Raw genomic sequence first — 20,242 nt, 5'->3', positions numbered from 1 at the left:
ATCGTCGGTCTCGACGACAGTAAACGTCAACAGTTTGAGTGGATTCATCGACCTTAATCGACTGGATTGCCTGCCCCTGAATATGTAAAAGCTGAGAAAGTAACTGGGTCAAAATAGGATTCATCCATACTGACTAAAAAAGGGTTATTAGTCAGTATGGTAGAAGTCATAAGTATTGCGTTATGACTCAACAAAGCGGAGAAGAGCCACCATCTTCGATGGGGAGCAATAACCAAATTCCTCATATGAATTTGCTGCGTAAAACCCAATGCCATTCAGGTTGGGATTGGGGCATTTGCTTACTGGTTTCCGGAATCTATGATGATGTTTTCATCAGCGTGGTTAACCAGGCTAGCTTAGAACGAGTATCAACGGAGCAAATCTGGAAACAGGACGGTTCAGTTGACGTTGTGGTGCAGATATACCACCAAGCGGTTTCTGGCGTAGAGATATCGATTGGATTTGATGAAGTGGAAAAGCGAATTACAAGCACAGACGGTGAGGTGACGTCAGTGAGTTTTACCGTTGAGACTCCCAAACTTTGGTGGCCAGCGGGATATGGTGAGCAGCCGCTGTATGATTTAAACGTCACAATGGACGGTCAAACAATAAACAAACGCCTTGGTTTGCGTAAGCTAGAGCTTAACAATGCAGAGGATGACATTGGCTCTGCAATGGAGTTTCGTATTAACGATTTTCCTATCACAGCGCGCGGTGCGAACTGGATTCCTATGGATGCCATGCCTGCGCGAGAAAGCAAAACTCGTTATGAGTCCTTATTGGGTGATGCGGTCGCCGCTAACATGAATATGATTCGAGTTTGGGGTGGCGGCCAGTATGAAGCCGATATCTTCTATCAAACATGTGATGAGTTAGGTTTGCTAGTCTGGCAAGACCTCATGTTTGCCTGTTCGCTTTATCCATCCACTCAGACATTCATTGACGATGTAGAACCCGAAGTACGCTACCAAGTTCAGCGTTTAAAAGATTACGCCTGTATTGCCCTGTGGTGTGGTGATAATGAAGTAATAGGTGCATTATATTGGTATGAAGAATCGAGAAACAGCAGAGATCGCTATGTCGTAAATTATGACCGATTAAACCGTAAGCTTGCGGATTTTGTCACTCAAGAAGACCCATCACGAAAGTTTTGGTCTTCGTCTCCTTGTAACGGCGAACTCGATTATGGCGACTCATGGCACGATGACGCTCGAGGTGATATGCACTTTTGGGAAGCATGGCATTCTGGTGCATCGTTTAATGCTTACCACAGTATTAAGCCCCGGTTTTGTTCGGAGTTTGGCTTCCAGTCCTGGCCTTCATTATCAGAAGTAAAAACCTTTGTACCGCAAGAAGATTGGAACGTAACCTCACCTACATTTGAAGGACACCAAAAGAATGCCTCTGGTAATAGCATTATTACCGAGATGTTTACCAGATATTTTCGCTTTCCAGCTAGCTTTGAGCAGATGCTATATTTAAGCCAAGTACAGCAATCTATTGCGATTAAAACCGGTTGTGAGTACTGGCGCTCTATATCACCGATTTGCCGAGGCATGTTGTACTGGCAGTTAAATGATAACTGGCCAGTAAGCTCTTGGTCGAGTATTGAATACAGCGGTCGTTGGAAACAACTTCATTATCATGCTAGACGTGTATTTGCTCCTACCTATGTGCCATTTGTCGAGACTGATGATGCCTTGACATTGAGGCTGGTTAACAACCGAAGAACTCAAGAGAAGGTCACTGGTGAAGTGGTGTGGATGAGTTGGAATGGTGAATCACTTGGCAACTGGAATTTGAACCTTGATATCGCACCGGATGAAAACCAAGAAGTTTGGTCGTTGAATAAATCGCAGTGGCAGACGAGAGCTGACCAGGGTTTCTTCTTTGTCCGCTTCGAATCTCAAGGTGAGTGGAGTCAGAATATTTGGTTTGCTAAACCGGAGGTGAAACAGTTGGCCATTAGCAAAGCGAAAATTCAAGTGGATATCGACGGAAGTGCGATAATACTAACCGCTGATAAACCAGCGTTTTTCGTTCATTTGGAGCACGACGGTTCTGGGCGATTTAGTGATTCCAGTTTTACTTTGTTGCCCAATGAGCCTTATCAGGTTAACTATATTGGTGAGGAGTTAGAGACACTGCTATCGACGCTACGTGTCTATGACTTAAGCAATAGCTACTAATTAACGTTGACTTTGCTTCGCCCTTAGAGCCAGTGATACTTTTGATGCTGGCTCTTTGTTAAGTGCGTTACAGATTGTCCAACCAGCTCGGGCGACAGACTCAAGGTCTACACCTGTAGCGATTCCCAACTCATGGCAGAGATAGAGCACATCCTCAGTTGCCACATTTCCAGACGCTCCATCGGCGTAGGGGCACCCACCAAGTCCGGCGACGCTGCTGTCTATGGTTTGAATACCCATTAGTAACGCTTGATAAAGATTGGCAAGTGACTGCCCGTACGTGTCGTGAAAATGAACCGCCAATTTCGATGTGGGGACATTATCCAAGACAGCTTCTAACACCCTAGCTATTCTTAGTGGGGTTGCTGTACCGATTGTGTCGCCTAGTGACAGCTGATAACAGCCTAACTCAATTAGGGTATCACTGATCGCGGACACTTGTTCAGGCTTGGTTTTACCTTCATAGGGGCAATCTACGATGCACGAGAGGTAGCCACGAACTCTTATGTTGTGTTGATGAGCAGCTTCAATGATGGGAATGAACCGTTGAATGCTTTCTTCAATTGAGCAATGGATGTTTCGCTGAGTAAAAGACTCAGAGCAGGAAGTAAATACGGCCACTTCGTCAGCACCTGCCGAGAGAGCCGCCTCGAAGCCTTGTAAATTAGGCGTTAGGGCAGAGTAGATGACGTTTTCCTTCTTGGTTATTTGTTGAAAAACGCTGGTTGAGTCCGCCATTTGAGGGATACGTTTTGCCGCCACAAACGCCCCTGATTCAATATGTGTTAGCCCAGCGGCAGTAAGTTGATTGATTAGGTTTACTTTATGTGACGTATTTACGCTCTTTTCATTCTGTAATCCATCTCGCGGACCCACTTCAACAATATTAACGTGACTAGGAAGGAAAGGAGCCGGAAGAGTAGCCATTAGAATTTACTCCTCTTCTTTCCAAATAGGCGGCACTTTGTCGAAGAAGGCTTGCAGACCTTTCTGACCTTGAGAAGAGGTACGAGCATCGGCAATAACTTGGCTTGTGAAATCGATCAATAGAGGATTGATCGGATGGTTGTGGCAGTACTGAATCAAAGCCTTTGTGTTTGCTATTGCGTTTGGGCTATTGGCAACGAATTTATCGACCAGTGTATCCACGAAGGGGTCAATCTTACTACCTAGCAGTACCTCGTGGACAATTCCAAGCTCCAGAGCTTGAGGGGCACCCATGACTTCAGCACTCAACATATAACGTCGAGCATAACGGGCACCTATGGTACGAATAACGTAAGGCCCAATAGTCGCAGGAACAAGTCCAAGTTTCACTTCGCTAAGACAGAATCGACAGTCGGCATGAGCAACCACAACATCGCAGCAGCACAGCAGCCCTAAAGCCCCGCCAAATGCCGAACCTTGAACGACGGCTACGGTTGGGATCGTTAGCGTGTCTAGGCGCGTCATTAGTTCGGCAAGTTTTTGGGCATCTTGCAAGTTTTCGTTTTGACTTTTGTTTGCCATCGATTTCATCCAGGCTAAATCAGCCCCAGCGGAGAAATGTTTTCCGTTACCACGTAATACTAAGCAGCGGATATTCTTGTCGTTGCCAACGCGATGCAGTGCATTGAGCAGATCGGCAATCATCGCATCATCAAAGGCATTGCTTTTGTGTTGACGATCTAACGTCAGATGAGCGACTCCTTTGGTGTCGACAGTAAATTGAATAGTATTAAGTTCAGTCATAGCCGCCGCCCGTTACATTCGAAAGATGCCAAACTCACTATCGGGGATAGGAGCGTTATCAGTAGCACGCAGCGCAAGCGTCAAAATACGGCGTGTGTCTTTGGGATCGATAATGCCATCGTCCCAAAGTCTAGCACTGGCGTAATAGGGATGGCCTTCATTGTTATAGCGGTCGACGATATTTTGTTTGTAGCTTTGCTCTTCCTGTTCAGGCCATTGTTGATTCTGACGTTTATTCACCTCACGTTTTACTTGGGTAAGCACGTTGGCCGCTTGTAATCCACCCATCACTGAGATGCGTGCATTTGGCCACATCCACATCATGGTCGGGTCGTAGGCTCGACCACACATACCGTAATTGCCTGCGCCATATGAACCCCCAATGATGATAGTGAACTTGGGCACATCGGCACATGAGACCGCCATGACCAGTTTCGCACCATGTTTTGCTATACCGCCCTCCTCATATTGCTTACCGACCATAAAACCGGTGATATTTTGCAAAAACAGCAGCGGGATTTTACGTTTGGCGCACAGTTCAACAAAATGCGCGCCTTTTTGGGCTGACTCGGAAAATAAGATGCCGTTGTTGGCAACAATGCCAATGAGGCGTCCATCAATTCGAGCAAAACCACTGACTAAGGTTGCACCATAAAGTGCTTTGAACTCGTCAAACTCAGAATCATCGACGATTCGAGCTATCACTTCACGAACATCGAAAGACAGTCTTAAGTCACTGTTTACAATCCCGTATATCTCAGTTGGGTCATAACTAGGTGACCCGGTCTTTGTCGCGGTGTGATATGCTGGCAACGTATTGTTTGTGTTAGTGCTTGAAATGGCTTGTCGTGCTAACTCCAAAGCATGTTGTTCGTTGTGGGCATAATAGTCAGCGACACCGGACTTTTTACAGTGTACATCCGCGCTGCCGAGTTCTTCATCGGTCACTTCTTCTCCGGTCGCTGCTTTGACGAGAGGGGGCCCTGCGAGAAAAATCGTACTTTGATTTTTGACCATAATGGAGACGTCAGCCATAGCGGGAACATACGCGCCGCCAGCGGTACATAGGCCGAGAACCACCGCGATTTGCGGTATGCCGTTCGCTGACATTCGAGCTTGATTAAAGAAAATACGCCCGAAATGATCCTTGTCGGGAAATACATCAGCTTGGTGAGGCAAATTTGCTCCACCAGAATCAACAAGATAGAGACAGGGAAGGTGGCAGCGTGCCGCTATTTCTTGGGCTCGAAGGTGCTTTTTGACGGTCAGCGGGTAGTAGGTTCCACCTTTAACGGCGGGATCGTTAGCAATGATCATACATTGAGTGTTGCAAACCGTACCAATTCCAGCGACGACTCCTGCACAAGGTACTTTGTCCTCGTATACCTCCCATGCGGCAAATTGACCAACTTCAAGGAAATCAGAATGCTGATCGAGCAGGTTATCAATACGTTCGCGAACCGGAAGCTTTCCTTTTGCGCGTTGACGTTGAATGGCTTTTTCACCGCCGCCTTTCGCTATGGTTGAAAGATCGGTCTCAAGCTTCGCCACAAGCGCATTCATCGCTTTTTGGTTTTTTAGATAAAGCTCTGAGTTGGGTTTCACTTTACTGACAATTTTAGTCATAAATCCCTCCGCTATTGCGACTCTTGGAACAGCTCTCGGCCGATAAGCATGCGGCGGATTTCTGATGTGCCGGCACCGATTTCATATAGCTTAGCGTCACGCAACAAACGTCCTGCTGCATATTCATTGATATAGCCATTCCCGCCTAACAATTGGATTGCATCTAATGCCATTTGTGTTGCAAGTTCCGCATTGTAAAGAATGACACCAGCAGAATCTTTTCGAGTAATTTCGCCTCTATCGCAAGCGCTGGCGACCGCATACAAATAGGCACGTGCTGCATTGCAGCGAGTATACATATCAGCGAGTTTTGCTTGGACTAGTTGAAATTCACCAATAGAACGCCCGAACTGCTGGCGTTCATGCACGTAAGGGACAACCAAATCAAGGCAGGCCTGCATGATGCCTAGCGGACCCGCTGCTAGCACGACACGCTCGTAGTCGAGCCCGCTCATCAGTACTTCAACACCGTGATTGACTTCCCCTAGAACATTTTCTAAAGGTACTTTGCAGTTTTGAAACACAAGTTCGCAGGTGTTGGAGCCTCTCATGCCAAGTTTGTCGAGTTTTTGTGCGTGGCTGAATCCATCAAATTGCTTTTCAATAATGAAAGCAGTAATGCCGTGTTGAGCCGCCGAAGGATCAGTCTTGGCGTAAACCACTACCACATCCGCATCTGGACCATTGGTAATCCACATCTTGCAGCCATTAAGCACAAAGTGGTCACCGTGTCTTTCTGCGCGAAGCTGCATGCTTATGACATCTGAGCCTGCATTTGCTTCACTCATCGCTAATGCACCAATGTGAGTACCATCAACGAGTTTTGGAAGGTATTTTGCCCGCTGAGCATCATTACCATTTCGAAAGATTTGATTAACGCAAAGGTTGGAGTGAGCGCCATAGCTGAGGGCAATGGAAGCAGAAGCGCGGCTGATTTCTTCTAGAGCGGTGACATGAGCAAGATACCCCATGGCAGCGCCACCATATTCTTCGCCGACGGTTACGCCAAGTAAACCCAACTCACCAAGCTCTGGCCAAAGGTGGTTTGGAAATGCGTTATCCGCATCCACTTGCGCAGCGATAGGGGCGATGCGCTCACGAGCAAAACCATTGACATGCTCGCGCAGTAAATTGATGGATTCATCAAGCCCAAAATTCAGTGGGCTGTACTGACTAATCATAGAACCTCCCTTTATCTGGAAGAGACTCTACATCCTATTACTTTGGCAATGAATCACAGCGTCAGAAGCAATTAGCTTGTTTTCTGCTTTCCTAAGGCTTCGATACAACGTTTCTTTGCCACAGATAAGTCTTCCAGTAGTGCATTAATGTCTTCAAGTTGGCGTTTTAAAACCGCTTCTTTTTCATCAATTATGTTGAGCATTTGCGTGAGCTGATGCTCTCCCTGATGAGTGTCATAAAGCTCAAATAACTCTCGTATCTCAGCAAGAGAGAATCCAAGCCTTTTTCCGCGCAGGATTAACTTCAAGCGAATCTTGTCTCTGCGTTGATAAATTCGCATCGTGCCTTTACGGTCAGGTTGTATTAATCCTTCGTCTTCGTAAAAACGAATGCTGCGAGTTGTTACATCAAATTCTTTTGCGAGCTCGCTGATCTTATAAGTTTCCATCGGTTACTGCTCTCCGAACTAGGGTTTGGCCGGGCTTCGCGACCACTGCATCAAGTACTAAAACTCATTACCCAATCTTATGAAGATGTCATTGCTGACATTGGCGTAATCAAAAAATGACACGTTATTAGGTTGTTTATTTACGTTTACGTAAATGTTAGTGCTATGCTTACTCATACGTCAAGGAAATAGTCGAGAATGCGGTTGAAATGCCCACGTCGTCGCTAGAGAGTCAGGAGGTAACAATGCACCAACGAGAAGTCTGGATTGTCGCTGCAAAACGAACGCCGTTGGGGCGATTTCAAGGCGAGCTGTCGTCGTTCACTGCTCCACAGTTGGGAAGTGCCGCGATAAAGGCGGTGATGAATGATGTTGCGTTAGACAGATCCTCCGTTGATGAAGTTTTTATGGGATGTGTGTTGCCTGCTGGATGTGGTCAAGCGCCAGCCAGACAGGCTGCTCTAGGCGCGGGAATAGCGGAGTCGGTTCCTTGTACCACGATTAATAAGGTATGCGGCTCTGGTATGAAAACGGTCATGCTTGCCCAGTCAATGATTCAATTTGGTGAGGCAAACTGCGTAATCGCTGGTGGTATGGAAAGCATGACCAACGCGCCTTACTTGTTGCCCAATGCAAGACAAGGGATGCGAATCGGGCACAAGTCTGCCTGTGACCACATGTTTACCGATGGTTTAGAGGATGCCTATGAAGGCAAGCTAATGGGCGTGTACGGTCAAGCCGTCGCGGATGAGCTTGGTTTCTCTCGCGAGCAAATGGACCGTTGGGCGAGCATGTCTGCAGAGCGTGCGCTCAATGCCCAGCAGCAAGGTTTATTTAGCAACGAAATAGCGCCACTCGATAGCAAGCGATATGGGCCCATTAATGATGACGAACTGCCTAAAACCATCAAACTCGACAACATTCCAAAGCTGAAACCCGCCTTTAGTCAACATGGCACCATTACCGCAGCAAATTCAAGCGCTATCTCTGATGGAGCGGCTGCGCTTCTACTGATGGAAAAAGAGCAGGCTATGGCTCAGCAACTCAAACCTTTAGCCATTATTAAAGGACATACATCGTTTTCCACAAAGCCTAGTGAATTCACCCTGGCCCCCGTTGGAGCTATCAAACAGTTACTGACTAGACTCGAATGGCGCGTGGATGACGTCGATGGATGGGAGATCAATGAGGCGTTTGCTGTCGTCACGCAAATAGCGGTGAATCATTTTAAATTGGATAGCGACAAAGTGAATGTGAATGGAGGAGCCTGTGCGTTAGGTCATCCTCTTGGTGCAAGTGGCGCACGAATACTGGTTACTCTAATTCATAGTTTGAAAGCAAAACTAGCGGATTCAGAGAGCGAGAAAAGCTCGCTTAAAGGTGTAGCTGCATTGTGTATTGGTGGTGGGGAAGCGACCGCAATCGCTGTCGAAATACCGCGGTGATTCAAAAGAGGGAGGTAATGCTATGGACTTCGAACTGAATGAAGACCAACGAGCGTTTTCGGAAACGGCTTTTCAGTTTGCCAATGAGCACTTAATGCCTAATGCAGCACTATGGGACGAAGAATGTATCTTCCCTAAAGACGTGTTAAAGCAAGCAGGTGAATTGGGCTTTTTGGCACTGTATACACCAGAGCAAGAAGGTGGCTTAGGATTAAGCCGCCTTGACTCGTCTATTGTGTTTGAAAAGCTAAGTATGGGTTGTACCTCCACCACGGCTTTTATGACCATTCACAATATGGTGACATGGATGATAGCCAGTTTTGCTACCGACGAGGCTAAGCGGGCGTTTTGTCCCAGTTTAATTAGTGGAGATTGGCTGGGGTCTTACTGCCTAACGGAGGCGACGGCGGGCTCAGACGCCGCTTCTCTGCTGACAACAGCTGAGAGACAGGATGACAGTTACATCATTAACGGTTCAAAAGCCTTTATCTCAGGAGGTGGAGAGACCGATGTACTAGTGGTAATGGCAAGAACGGGGGAATCCGGTGCTAAAGGTATTTCGGCATTTGTTGTACCTGCAGATTGTGATGGGATCAGTTATGGACGCAAAGAGCCTAAGATGGGCTGGAATAGCCAACCAACGCGAGCCATCACATTCGATAACGTTGTTGTTCCTGCTACATATCGCTTAGGTGAAGAGGGACAAGGTTTTACCTTTGCCATGAAAGGGCTGGATGGTGGGCGAATCAATATCGCGACTTGTTCCGTAGGAACGGCACAACATGCGTTAAACCAAGCTGCTCAGTATCTCCATGAACGAAAACAGTTTGGAAGTAGTTTGAGTCAGTTTCAAGCCTTACAGTTTAAGTTAGCAGACTTAGCAACGGAGCTGGTTGCGGCGAGACAGATGATACGTTTGGCGGCATTTAAACTCGATAGCCAACATCCAGATGCGACAACCTACTGCGCGATGGCGAAACGATTTGCTACCGACGTTGGATTTAACGTGTGCGATGGTGTGTTGCAACTTTTTGGCGGTTACGGATACATCAAAGAATATTCGCTTGAGCGTCATTTCAGAGACGTCAGAGTGCATCAAATCTTAGAAGGGACCAACGAGATCATGCGTATGATCATCGCAAGACGAGTCCTAAGCAACGCATTCGCTATTGAGTAACGTATTCAACACGGAGAAGACAAAATGTCAGAGGTCAGTTCGATTCCTTATACCATTGATAATCACGTGGCTGTGTTAACCATGCACAATCCACCTGCCAATACATGGACGTGTGAAAGCTTAGTTCGTCTTAAACAGCTGATATTTGACTTAAACGATAACAAAGATGTTTATGCGCTGGTTATCACAGGCAACGGAGACAAATTCTTTTCGGCCGGTGCTGATTTGAAGGTGTTTGCTCAAGGGGATAAAGAAAGTGCTTGCACCATGTCAAGAGTGTTCGGAGAAGCGTTTGAGGCGTTGTCCGGTTTTCGCGGCGTATCAATTGCCGCAATTAACGGCTACGCGATGGGAGGCGGTTTAGAGGTAGCGCTCGCTTGTGATATTCGAATTGCAGAGCAACAGGCCGTTTTAGCACTTCCGGAAGCAAAAGTGGGTTTACTACCTTGTGCGGGGGGAACGCAAAATCTTACGGCTATGGTAGGTGAAGGTTGGGCAAAACGAATCATTTTGTGTGGAGAGCAAGTGTCGGCACAAAAAGCACTGGATATACGATTGGTTGAAGAGGTTGTCCAAAGGGGTAAGGCGCTGCCTGTTGCGGTAGCCTTGGCAGAGCAAGTTGCTCATCAATCACCGAGCTCGGTAACGGCATGCAAGACATTGATTCAGTCAAATCGGCACGATTTTATTTCTCATGGTTTAGTCAAAGAACGAGAGCTGTTCATCCGGTTGTTTGATACTGAGGATCAGCGAGAAGGTGTGAATGCTTTTCTAGAAAAAAGACCACCCGAATGGAAGAACAGCTAGGAGAGCAAAATGTCAGATACGGTTAACTTTCAAGAAATTCCTTGTGGTGAAGGTGATTATGTTATCGCCATTGCTACGCTAGACAATAACGCGTCATTGAATGCACTCACTCACAACATGATTGTGTTACTGAAACAACAACTTGAACAATGGCATCAGGATGAGCGAGTTGTATGCGTCGTATTGGATGGCGCGGGAGAAAAGGCATTTTGCGCTGGTGGCGATGTCAGAGCCATGCACACTATGATGAAAACACAACCAGCGGATGCGGCCAAAGCGTATTGCGAGCAGTTTTTTGGCGTAGAATATGAATGCGACTACCTTATTCATAGCTACTGCAAGCCCATCATTGGTTGGGGGGATGGCATTGTGATGGGCGGAGGAATGGGGCTTTTCATGGGAACCAGCCATAAGGTGGTCACGCCTACATCACGCTTAGCCATGCCAGAAATTAGCATCGGTCTGTTCCCCGATGTAGGTGCTACCTACTTTCTTAATCAACTTGCAGACCGCGTAGGCCTGTTTTTAGGACTGACTGGCGTGATGTTGAATGCCACCGATGCGATGGACATTCATATGGCAGATCACTTAGTTACCCAAGATGCAAAAGAGAAACTGATTAATCAATTGCAGGAAACCGATTGGAGCTGCGTTGACGACAGTTACGAATTTCTCTCTGAGTGCTTGGAGAAATTGGCCGAAAAAGATGACTCTAGTTTGCCAGCATCACAGTTGAAACCGCGTTTGGATGAAATCTGTGCAGCGTGTAACGCCGCTGACATCGAACATGTGTTTACCAATATTATGGCGTTACCGGGTAACGAAAAATGGTTGGTGGCAGCAAAACATAACCTGTCACAAGGTAGCCCTATCACAGCTCACATTTGTTTTCGTCAAATCAACGACTATAGTCATTTAACACTCGCGGATTGCTTTCGGCTCGAACTTATTCTTGGTGTTAGGAGTGCCACACTAGGAGAATTTGAAGAAGGGGTGCGTTCACGTCTCGTTGATAAAGATGGCGCGCCGCATTGGAAGTATCCAAACATTAACTCAGTCGATAACGCCGTTATTGACGAGTTGTTTACTTCATTATGGCGAGAGCAAGAGCATCCTCTCGCTCAGCTTGGTCGCGTTTAAGGAGAAGCGCTATGAATCAATCAGAATGTCACACCATTGCATTCGTTGGGCTTGGAAATATGGGCGGTCCTATGGTGGAAAATCTGCTAAAAGCAGGTTTTTCCGTCAATGTCTTTGACCTTGTCCCTGAGCTTGCTAAGCAGCTTGAGTCTGTGGGGGCGAAGGCATTTAGCACTTTGGAAGCTGCGGTTGCTGATGTTGATGCTGTGATGACCATGCTTCCCGCTGGGGAGCACGTGCGCACGGTGTATTTAGGTGATGATCATGGCGCGAAAGGGCTGCTGAATCTGGTGCAACCGGGCACGTTTCTTATCGATTCGTCAACCATCGAACCTGATTCCGCAAAGTTAGTCGCGAAAGAAGCGGCCGCAAAAGGATTAAGTTTTGTCGATGCACCTGTTTCTGGGGGGGTTGCGGGTGCTAAGGCCGGAACGCTGACATTTATTGTGGGTGGAACGGATCAAGCGTTTGAAACTTCGAAACAAATCTTGGCTCATATGGGGAAGAACATCTTTCATGCAGGGCAAGCTGGCGATGGTCAAATGGCCAAAATTTGTAATAACTTGTTATTGGGTATCATCATGTCCGGGACCTGCGAAGCCTTGAGCCTTGGTATCGATAACGGCCTCAACCCTGAGGTACTGTCAAATATTATGCAGCAAAGCTCTGGAAGAAACTGGGTTTTAGAACTATATAACCCTTGTCCGGGAGTAATGGAATCTGCTCCAGCGAGCAATCATTACGCTCCGGGCTTTATGAGTAAGTTGATGTCAAAAGACTTGGGGCTAGGGATGCAGGCAGCGGCTAATAGCCAATCGACTGTTCCTATGGGCGCATTAGCGCGCAATCTCTATGCATTTCATAACAACAATGGCAATGCAGAGTTAGATTTCTCCAGTCTGTTTGAGTATTTTCGTAGCGAAAGGGAGAGGTAGATGGAACTGAAGCAGAGCGTTATCGCCATTACTGGTGCTGGCCAAGGATTAGGTCAAACAATGGCGACAAGTCTTGCACAACAAGGAGCACATCTCGCATTAATGGATGTGAACCTTGAAGCATTGGCACAGACCAAACAATTGTGTGAGGATTTAGGGGTTAAAGCACAAATCTATCAAGTTGATGTGACCAATGAAGAGCAGGTAGAAACTGTATTTAGTGACATCGTCACAGATTTTGGTGCGTTGAATGGTTTGATTAACAACGCGGGTATTCTTCGCGATGGTATGTTAGTTAAAGCGAGAGGTGGCGAGATATCTAAGATGTCTTTAGACCAGTTCAACTCGGTCATCAACGTTAATCTAACTGGTACGTTTTTATGTGGCCGTGAAGCTGCAGTAAAAATGATCGAAACGGACTCAAGAGGTGTAATTATCAACATCTCTAGTGTGTCGAGGGCGGGCAACATGGGGCAAACCAACTACGCCGCTTCTAAAGCGGCAGTGGCGACCATGGCTTCTGTTTGGGGGAAAGAACTTGCTCGCTATGGCATTCGCGCAGCTGCCATTGCGCCGGGAGTCGTTGAGACATCGATGACCGCGCAAATGAAGCCAGAAGCTCGTGAAAGACTCGAGCATATGGTGCCAGTAAAACGAATGGCTGACCCATCTGAGATCGCTCACACGATGCGTTTTATACTGGAAAATGAATACGTAAATGGACGCGTCATCGAAGTGGATGGCGGCTTAGTGATTTAATCCCCTTTGTTCTCGATAACGATTACATAGCTTGATAATTTGGACCGCCACCGCCTTCTGGTGGGGTCCAGTTTATATTGGCTGATGGGTCTTTAATATCGCAAGTCTTGCAGTGCAGACAGTTAGTAGCGTTGATTTGCAGCTGCTTGCGACCTTCCACCTCAATAATCTCGTACACACCCGCAGGACAATAGCGCTGACTGGGCTCATCAAACTGGGGAATATGGCTATCGATGACCACATTGATATCGAGAAGTTGTAAATGACACGGTTGATTTTCTTCATGCTGGGTACCCGACAAATAGACCGAAGAGGGTTTGTCAAAACTCAATACGCCATCGGGTTTAGGGTAGCTAATGCTAGAAACGCTGGCTTTATTCGCTAACTGTGAATGATCGTCATTGGTATCAGTGACTGTCCAAGGAATCGGGCGTTTGAATAAACGGGTCCACACATTTTGTTCGAGTACATTGAGCATACCTCCTAGAGGTTCGCCAAAACGATGCAAGTTAGCGCCAAAGTTTTGTGTGTCGCTGAGTTCTTGATGGAGCCAAGACGCTTCAAATAAGGTTTGATAATCCGCTTCATTGTGGGCGTATCCCTTCGCGAGTTGCTGATACACCGCCTCGGCAGATAACATGCCGGACTTCATTGCTGTGTGAGTGCCTTTTATTTTGCCCATGTTCAGTGTGCCAGCATCACAACCAATGAGCAGCCCTCCAGGGAATTGCTGTTTGGGGAGCGAACGAAGACCACCTTTAGCGATGGCTCTTGCACCAAACGAGATACGTTCTCCATCATGAAGGTATTTCGCAATGGCTGGGTGGTGTTTGAAGCGTTGAAATTCGTCAAAGGGACTTAGGCGATGGTTGGCGTAATTAAGGTCGACAATAAGACCTACCGCGATCTGATGATTGTCCAAGTGGTAGACGAAGCTGCCTCCGGTGGCTTTAGAATCGTGCAAGGGCCAACCGACGCCATGAATGACTTTACCTTTGGCGTAGTGGGGCTGCTCATCGGGTAGTTGCCAAACTTCTTTGAACCCTAGTGCGTAATGCTGTGGCTGCTTGCCCTGATCGAGCTTAAATCTCTGAATAAGCTCCTTACCTAAATGGCCACGCGCTCCTTCAGCGAAAATGGTGTACTTACCTTTTAATTCTATTCCTGCTTCAAACGTGCTTTTTTGTTCTCCTTGCTTATCTAATCCCATATCAGAAGTACAAACACCAACCACTGCGCCTGTATCAGAATAAATAACGTGCTGCGCTGCAAAGCCAGGAAAGATTTCAACGCCAAGGCGCTCTGCCTGCTCTGCAAGCCATTGACACAACGAGCCAAGACTAATGATGTGATTCTCTTCGTTGTTGTGTAGGGAGGCTGGCGTCAGAAATGACGGTATGTTTAGATGATTGTACTGGGTAGTTAGATAGAGGAAGTCATCTTGCAGCACAGGATTGTTCACCGGTGCGTTTAGCGATTGCCAGTCAGGAATAAGCTCATCAAGCGATCTGGTTTCAAACACAGCACCAGAGAGAATATGAGCCCCAACTTCGGCACCTTTCTCAATAACACACACTGATAATTCAGCGTCGTTTTGCGAGGCAAGCTGTGTAAGATGAATGGCACAAGTAAGGCCCGCGGGGCCAGCACCAACAATAACCACGTCAAATTCCATGCATTCTCTTTCCATGTTCACCACCTAATTTTACCAAATGGGCCCATTTCGGAACTCTACGTATAACTATAGTACAGTTGACGTAAACGTAAACTTTACTAAGCTCAAATAATAACCATTAGGCTTGTTCGTTCTATTCAAGGAGTCGGTATGAAGGTGTTAGTTGCTGTAAAGCGTGTCGTTGATCCCTATGTGAAAGTTCGTGTCCTTAAAGATGGTAGTGGCGTTGAAACCGCTAACGTCAAAATGTCGATGAACCCTTTCTGTGAGATTGCCGTGGAAGAAGCTATAAGACTCAAAGAATCAGGTTCTGTAAACGAAGTGATTGTGGTGAGTATTGGTGATAAGGCAGTGCAAGAAACGTTGCGCAATGCCCTTGCTTTAGGAGCTGACAGAGCGTTCCACATAGAAGCGGCAGCATCACCTGAGCCTCTAGCAGTAGCAAAAATCTTGAAAGCGATGGTTGAGCAAGAACAGCCAAAACTGGTTCTACTAGGCAAACAATCGATCGATACGGACAACAATCAAGTTGCGCAAATGCTAGCGGCTCTGACGAGTAGACCTCAAGGAACGTTTGCCTCGCAAGTCAAACTGTCGGGTGAGCATGTTGAAGTCACGAGAGAGATAAACGGGGGATTAGAGACCTTGAAGCTGACGTTACCAGCCATAATCAGTACCGACTTGAGGTTGAACGAGCCTCGTTATGCGTCCTTACCTAACATCATGAAGGCCAAGCGCAAGCCACTTGATGTTCTCGATGTTGACTCATTGGGCGTGAACTTGAGCCCGAAACATCAGGTTTTGGAAGTCTTAGCTCCCAAAGCGCGTCCAGCAGGCGTGAAAGTCGCAACTGTGGATGAGCTGATCGATAAGTTAACGAATGAAGCAAAAGTACTTTAAGCCGGTGAGTATCAAGGAGAAAGGATTATGGATACGCAAATTCTTGTTATTGCAGAGCACGATAACCACAGCGTAGCGCTTGATACCTTTAAAACGCTATCCGCAGCAGCGCAAATAGGTGAAGACATTTCGGTGCTTGTCATGGGGTATCAATGTCAGGAGGTAATAGAGTGTATTGGCCAATGCGATATCGTCAAGCAGGTGATCGTCGCAGACAATGAACAATTTAGTCATTTACTTGCTGAGAACGGAGCACCAATTGCGGTGCAGCTTGCCAAAGATTTTACACATATTTTGGCTCCAGCGACGACATTTGGGAAAAATTTGCTACCACGTATTGCTGCGCTACTCGACGTAGGCCAGCTATCTGATGTCGTGGAAATTGTGACGGCAGATACCGTTATTCGTCCAATCTATGCCGGTAACGCGCTCGCGAAAGTGAAGTCGACAGAGGAAAAAATACTCATGACGATTCGTGGTTCGGCGTTTGAAGCAGTGGGGCATAAACCCGCGAATCAAGCGACAGTGATAGCGGTCGGCGGTCATGATGTTGGGAATAGCTTTTCGGCATTTGTCTCTCAGCAACATAATGAAAGCGAGCGCCCTGAATTGGCGGCTGCTCGTGTTGTTATTTCAGGTGGGCGTGGCGTAGGCAGTAAAGACAACTTTACTTTGGTGGAACAGCTCGCTGATAAACTCGGAGGTGCCATTGGTGCGTCCCGAGCCGCGGTTGATGCGGGATTTGTTTCTAACGACCTGCAAGTAGGCCAGACGGGTAAAATAGTCGCGCCAGATTTGTACATTGCTATCGGTATTTCAGGAGCAATCCAACATATGGCAGGGATGAAAGACTCTAAAGTGATCGTCGCGATAAACAGTGATCCTGAAGCGCCCATTTTCCAAGTTGCGGACTACGGTTTGGTAGGGGATTTGTTTGAGATTGTACCGGAGCTTATCGACAAAGTATCTTGTATTTGAGCGTCACTTTTATCTGTACCAGTTAAGGGGACGTTGCAGTTTCATTGCACCACAGTTATCGACTCCTTTTCGATGCGTACTGAGCGGATTATTAGTCTTGTGGACAGGCAGCAGTGGCTCAATGTTTGTCAAAGGGCATCAGAGATTAAGTATTGTGTTGAAATGGTTTACAGTATTTAAATAGGTGTTGATTTATTTCAGACAACACCTATTGAGATAGGTGCCTAGTCTTACCTACGATCTATCGATGAATAAATGCAGAGTTAGCAGTGATTCTTTGGCAAAAACAAGACGTACGAACTATCATTATATTAAAAAATAATCATTCGATATCCAAAGTGTATAAACGGTGTAATTGAACAGAATAGAGTGCTGTTTGAGACCTTAAAGGTTTTTATTATGAAACAATGGATTAGAGTTTTAAAAGGAGCATTGATTTTAACGTTACCCATACATCTAATTGCTTGCAAGGGATCTAACAATGATAGCTCAAGTGGTGGACAATCCCCTTATGTGAGATTATTGCATCCCGATGTTGCAGAAGAGAAAAGCATAGTCGAGGTAACTGTTGATACTAACGTTGATTTAGACAAGCTGGAATGGTTTTTTTCTGACTCAGACATAAAAATAGTAGATGGTGATAAGCTTAATACAAGACTATTGACAATGCCGAGTACTGGAATTGAAGGAGACAAGCTAACGATTGATGTCAAAGGCTATCATGAAGATGATTTAATTGAAAGAAGTTCACAGATTGTTATTAAACCTATCGTTGAAGAATATAAACTAGATGGATTAATTACCGACTCCCCAATCATTAACGCGGATATTACTTTTAATATAGTTGGCTCTAATAGGAAAGTGAATGCTGTTTCAGATGATGCTGGGTATTATCAGGTTGAAATTGAATTAGATGACGATGAACCATCCCTGGTATATGTAGAAGCTCAAGGTAAGGGCCAACAAGCTAATGCGAAACTTGTTAGAATGATTGGCGATTTCAGAGAAAAGCAATCAACTAATTCAGAGGGAGTTAGTAGTTATAATGTGACAAACCTTACTACAGCGGAATATACTCTAGCGAAGGAAGAGAACTCTGGATTACCGTTTCCTTCGTTTGAGCACTATAATGAGAAGGTTAAGGTTATTGATGAAAACACACTTCTCAACTTGGCAACCATTGTAAAGGTAGTAATTGATGGTCCAGGTTACTCGTCTCAAGAGAAAAAATTACCTGACAATATAGAAAACACTTTAGATCTTATTAGCGTCAAGAAAGCACGAGATGAATTTCTCTATAATGCTATCAATACAGTCGAGTTTAATGAGGCAAAGAATAAAATGCTCTCGGATAAGAGGGTAATGTCAGGAAAGTTAGAACTAGAGTCGGGAAGTTACGTTTTATTCCCAATAAATTCGTCTTTTGGGATGGTTATAGATATCGTTGGTAGTAAAGCTAATATTTCATCTGTTTCAGGGTTTGTTGGTAGCTTTGATTTTTCAATCGAATCCGGGAAGTTAATAATAACACCATCAAAAGATGATTTTATTAATATTGGTTTTTTGTTGGATATAAATTCTGGTGGTGATGAATATCAAGAAATTAAATATTGCCAGAGGATTGAGTTGGAAGGCATATCTTCATTTGGTGGTAAGAAATTAGTTAATTTTAACGTTGAATGTTTAGATGAATCAGATTCGGAGTTAACATATTCGAACCAATATAGATTATATTCTGATAAAAAAATATCATACAATTCAACAAACAAAGAGTTAATTACTGTAAGAGAAAGTTACAAAATGATAATGCCAAATGGCATTTGCCAAGCTAACTTAATTGATTGTAAAGAATACTTGGAATTGTATATAAGTAATAGTGATAAAAGACTAACTTTCGAAGGTAAACCACTAGAGTGGGACGAAGAAAGTAAGAAATTCTCTGTTAATGACAATGTGCACTTTTATTTTGTGAGATTTTATCGTGATTACTTTGACGTAATACTAGAGAGTGGTGGAATCAAGTATCCAGTAGTTGGAAAGATATTAGAAGGCATTAAACCGGATTCAGCAATTACAATTTCTGGTGATTACGTATTATCTAATAAAGAACAGCACAACCGAAGTGAATTTCTAACTCTAGAATCAGACGGAGACGGTATAATCTGGGTTATCGATCCAGATAGTTCAGTAAGCAGAGTGGAAAAACACATCTTACAATGGGTGCAAAGAAACAATACTATCGAGCTACGAGTTAACGAAATTCAAAAAATTTACGAAAACGAACTCATAAGCGTCAATATTGATGAATGTAATAATGAGAATAACTGTGAACTTTTCTATCAGGTAGAGTGGAAAATCGTCGGTGAATCTAACAATAAAATACATGTAATACAAACGTCTCGCAGTGTCTATGATCTCTCTTTGCAAGAGAACATATCAGAAGTCGTATTGTCACAACTAGAAGACTCAAGCACGATTGATGCAGTAAACAGTTTTCGTTCTTGGCAAGGACCAGTAGGTCAAACTCCTTGGCAGAGTTTAGTGAGTGCGGTAAGGGACAAAAACACAGAAAAAATAAAAAGTATTTTGCCCTCTTTACCCTTCATTAAAGATATTGATGAAAACTACATTGAGCAATACGCTGCTCACCTCACTAATGAAAACGTGGTTATTCAATCTATGGATGATCTTCAATCGATAGTAGATATTGTTAATGTAAAAATAATCCAATTAGAGGCGTTGTTGAAAATCGATAACGCAGCGTCCACTAAAGATGTACAAGCGCTGGAAATAGAAATATTTTTAAATGTGTCAGAATTAAGATTCAAGGTGGAGAATTTCGAAGAGTATCTGAAAGCTATCATGGAGTTTGACTCTATTCCTAATATTCATGAGCTTCAAAAAATAATATATAATGTTGATTATAAGGTCGAGGCATATCAATCAGCTTGGGATGAATTACAGTCTTATTTTTATTCAAAAGATTTTTCTAATTTGAGTTATGAAACTTTATTGGATTTAAATTTGGATGGGGTGGTAGATCAGGGCGAGATCTCACATAGTTTGTAGGGTTTAATTGATTAAATGCCAAACAACACGGTCAATTTGCGTTCACCTGCATCAAGGAATTAAATGTTCTTTATTTTCGATTGAACTAATCCTGATTTTGTTGATCAGATCATTATCTATGTACTACTCAACCTACAAAATGACACTTTTTGAACGCCTTAATCGCATACCCGATCCACGT

General features: G+C 45.0%; 16 protein-coding genes and 1 pseudogene. 10 read left to right on the top strand and 7 right to left on the bottom strand.

The genetic code is table 11. The annotated features are described in order from the left end of the window. The first annotated feature begins 182 nt into the window (after positions 1 to 182). Positions 183 to 2,189, top strand: coding sequence for a beta-mannosidase (locus VTH8203_RS14410; protein ID WP_244181221.1), 2,007 nt, complete (start codon positions 183 to 185; stop codon positions 2,187 to 2,189). Here the strand turns inward: VTH8203_RS14410 and VTH8203_RS14405 are convergent, their stop codons facing one another. From VTH8203_RS14405 to VTH8203_RS14385, 5 genes are all read right to left on the bottom strand, one after another. Beyond that, positions 2,190 to 3,116: a hydroxymethylglutaryl-CoA lyase gene (locus tag VTH8203_RS14405; RefSeq protein WP_096994300.1), complete on the bottom strand. Its 927-nt coding sequence runs from the start codon at positions 3,114 to 3,116 to the stop codon at positions 2,190 to 2,192. It lies immediately after the preceding gene. A gap of 6 nt (positions 3,117 to 3,122) precedes the next feature. Then, the gene (locus VTH8203_RS14400) at positions 3,123 to 3,920 is read right to left on the bottom strand and encodes an enoyl-CoA hydratase-related protein (RefSeq protein ID WP_096994299.1); all 798 of its coding nucleotides are present in this window, start codon (positions 3,918 to 3,920) and stop codon (positions 3,123 to 3,125) included. Between the two features lie 12 nt (positions 3,921 to 3,932). Beyond that, complete coding sequence (locus tag VTH8203_RS14395) at positions 3,933 to 5,546, bottom strand: carboxyl transferase domain-containing protein (RefSeq protein WP_096994298.1); 1,614 nt, start codon at positions 5,544 to 5,546, stop codon at positions 3,933 to 3,935. A gap of 11 nt (positions 5,547 to 5,557) precedes the next feature. After that, a complete protein-coding gene (locus VTH8203_RS14390) occupies positions 5,558 to 6,727 on the bottom strand; it encodes an isovaleryl-CoA dehydrogenase (RefSeq protein ID WP_096994297.1) in 1,170 nt (389 codons plus the stop codon). Between the two features lie 71 nt (positions 6,728 to 6,798). Beyond that, a complete protein-coding gene (locus VTH8203_RS14385; protein WP_006074362.1) occupies positions 6,799 to 7,176 on the bottom strand; it encodes a MerR family transcriptional regulator in 378 nt (125 codons plus the stop codon). A 245-nt stretch (positions 7,177 to 7,421) separates the two neighbouring features. On the opposite strand from VTH8203_RS14385, the gene VTH8203_RS14380 reads away from it, so the two are divergent. The 6 genes from VTH8203_RS14380 to VTH8203_RS14355 are packed head-to-tail and all read left to right on the top strand — an operon-like array spanning position 7,422 to position 13,439. Next, positions 7,422 to 8,621, top strand: coding sequence for a thiolase family protein (locus VTH8203_RS14380; RefSeq protein ID WP_096994296.1), 1,200 nt, complete (start codon positions 7,422 to 7,424; stop codon positions 8,619 to 8,621). A gap of 22 nt (positions 8,622 to 8,643) precedes the next feature. Further along, on the top strand, positions 8,644 to 9,798 hold the full coding sequence (locus VTH8203_RS14375) for an acyl-CoA dehydrogenase family protein (protein ID WP_096994295.1): 1,155 nt from the start codon (positions 8,644 to 8,646) through the stop codon (positions 9,796 to 9,798). A gap of 24 nt (positions 9,799 to 9,822) precedes the next feature. Further along, on the top strand, positions 9,823 to 10,605 hold the full coding sequence (locus VTH8203_RS14370) for an enoyl-CoA hydratase (RefSeq protein ID WP_096994294.1): 783 nt from the start codon (positions 9,823 to 9,825) through the stop codon (positions 10,603 to 10,605). A gap of 9 nt (positions 10,606 to 10,614) precedes the next feature. Next, positions 10,615 to 11,745, top strand: a complete 1,131-nt coding sequence (locus VTH8203_RS14365) for an enoyl-CoA hydratase/isomerase family protein (protein WP_096994293.1) — start codon at positions 10,615 to 10,617, stop codon at positions 11,743 to 11,745. A gap of 11 nt (positions 11,746 to 11,756) precedes the next feature. After that, positions 11,757 to 12,680 carry a 3-hydroxyisobutyrate dehydrogenase gene (gene mmsB / locus VTH8203_RS14360; RefSeq protein WP_096994292.1) on the top strand — a complete coding sequence of 308 codons (924 nt, stop codon included), beginning with the start codon at positions 11,757 to 11,759 and terminating at the stop codon, positions 12,678 to 12,680. Beyond that, positions 12,681 to 13,439: an SDR family oxidoreductase gene (locus VTH8203_RS14355; protein ID WP_096994291.1), complete on the top strand. Its 759-nt coding sequence runs from the start codon at positions 12,681 to 12,683 to the stop codon at positions 13,437 to 13,439. Positions 13,440 to 13,461: 22 nt separating this feature from the next. Here the strand turns inward: VTH8203_RS14355 and VTH8203_RS14350 are convergent, their stop codons facing one another. Next, positions 13,462 to 15,129: an electron transfer flavoprotein-ubiquinone oxidoreductase gene (locus VTH8203_RS14350; RefSeq protein ID WP_096994290.1), complete on the bottom strand. Its 1,668-nt coding sequence runs from the start codon at positions 15,127 to 15,129 to the stop codon at positions 13,462 to 13,464. Between the two features lie 135 nt (positions 15,130 to 15,264). Between VTH8203_RS14350 and VTH8203_RS14345 the strand changes: the two genes are divergently transcribed. Beyond that, positions 15,265 to 16,014, top strand: a complete 750-nt coding sequence (locus VTH8203_RS14345; protein ID WP_096994289.1) for an electron transfer flavoprotein subunit beta/FixA family protein — start codon at positions 15,265 to 15,267, stop codon at positions 16,012 to 16,014. A gap of 27 nt (positions 16,015 to 16,041) precedes the next feature. Then, positions 16,042 to 16,992, top strand: coding sequence for an electron transfer flavoprotein subunit alpha/FixB family protein (locus VTH8203_RS14340; protein WP_096994288.1), 951 nt, complete (start codon positions 16,042 to 16,044; stop codon positions 16,990 to 16,992). A 42-nt stretch (positions 16,993 to 17,034) separates the two neighbouring features. On the opposite strand, the pseudogene VTH8203_RS14335 reads toward VTH8203_RS14340, so the two are convergent. After that, positions 17,035 to 17,156: pseudogene (locus VTH8203_RS14335) on the bottom strand (IS5/IS1182 family transposase); the annotation flags it as partial. Between the two features lie 235 nt (positions 17,157 to 17,391). Here VTH8203_RS14335 and VTH8203_RS14330 point away from each other — a divergent pair. After that, positions 17,392 to 20,061 carry a hypothetical protein gene (locus tag VTH8203_RS14330; RefSeq protein WP_096994287.1) on the top strand — a complete coding sequence of 890 codons (2,670 nt, stop codon included), beginning with the start codon at positions 17,392 to 17,394 and terminating at the stop codon, positions 20,059 to 20,061. Positions 20,062 to 20,242 lie beyond the last annotated feature (181 nt).

Origin of the sequence: Vibrio thalassae (genome assembly GCF_900089835.1) — a bacterium.
GTDB lineage: Bacteria > Pseudomonadota > Gammaproteobacteria > Enterobacterales > Vibrionaceae > Vibrio > Vibrio thalassae.
This window is presented reverse-complemented; position numbering and strand designations above follow the sequence as displayed.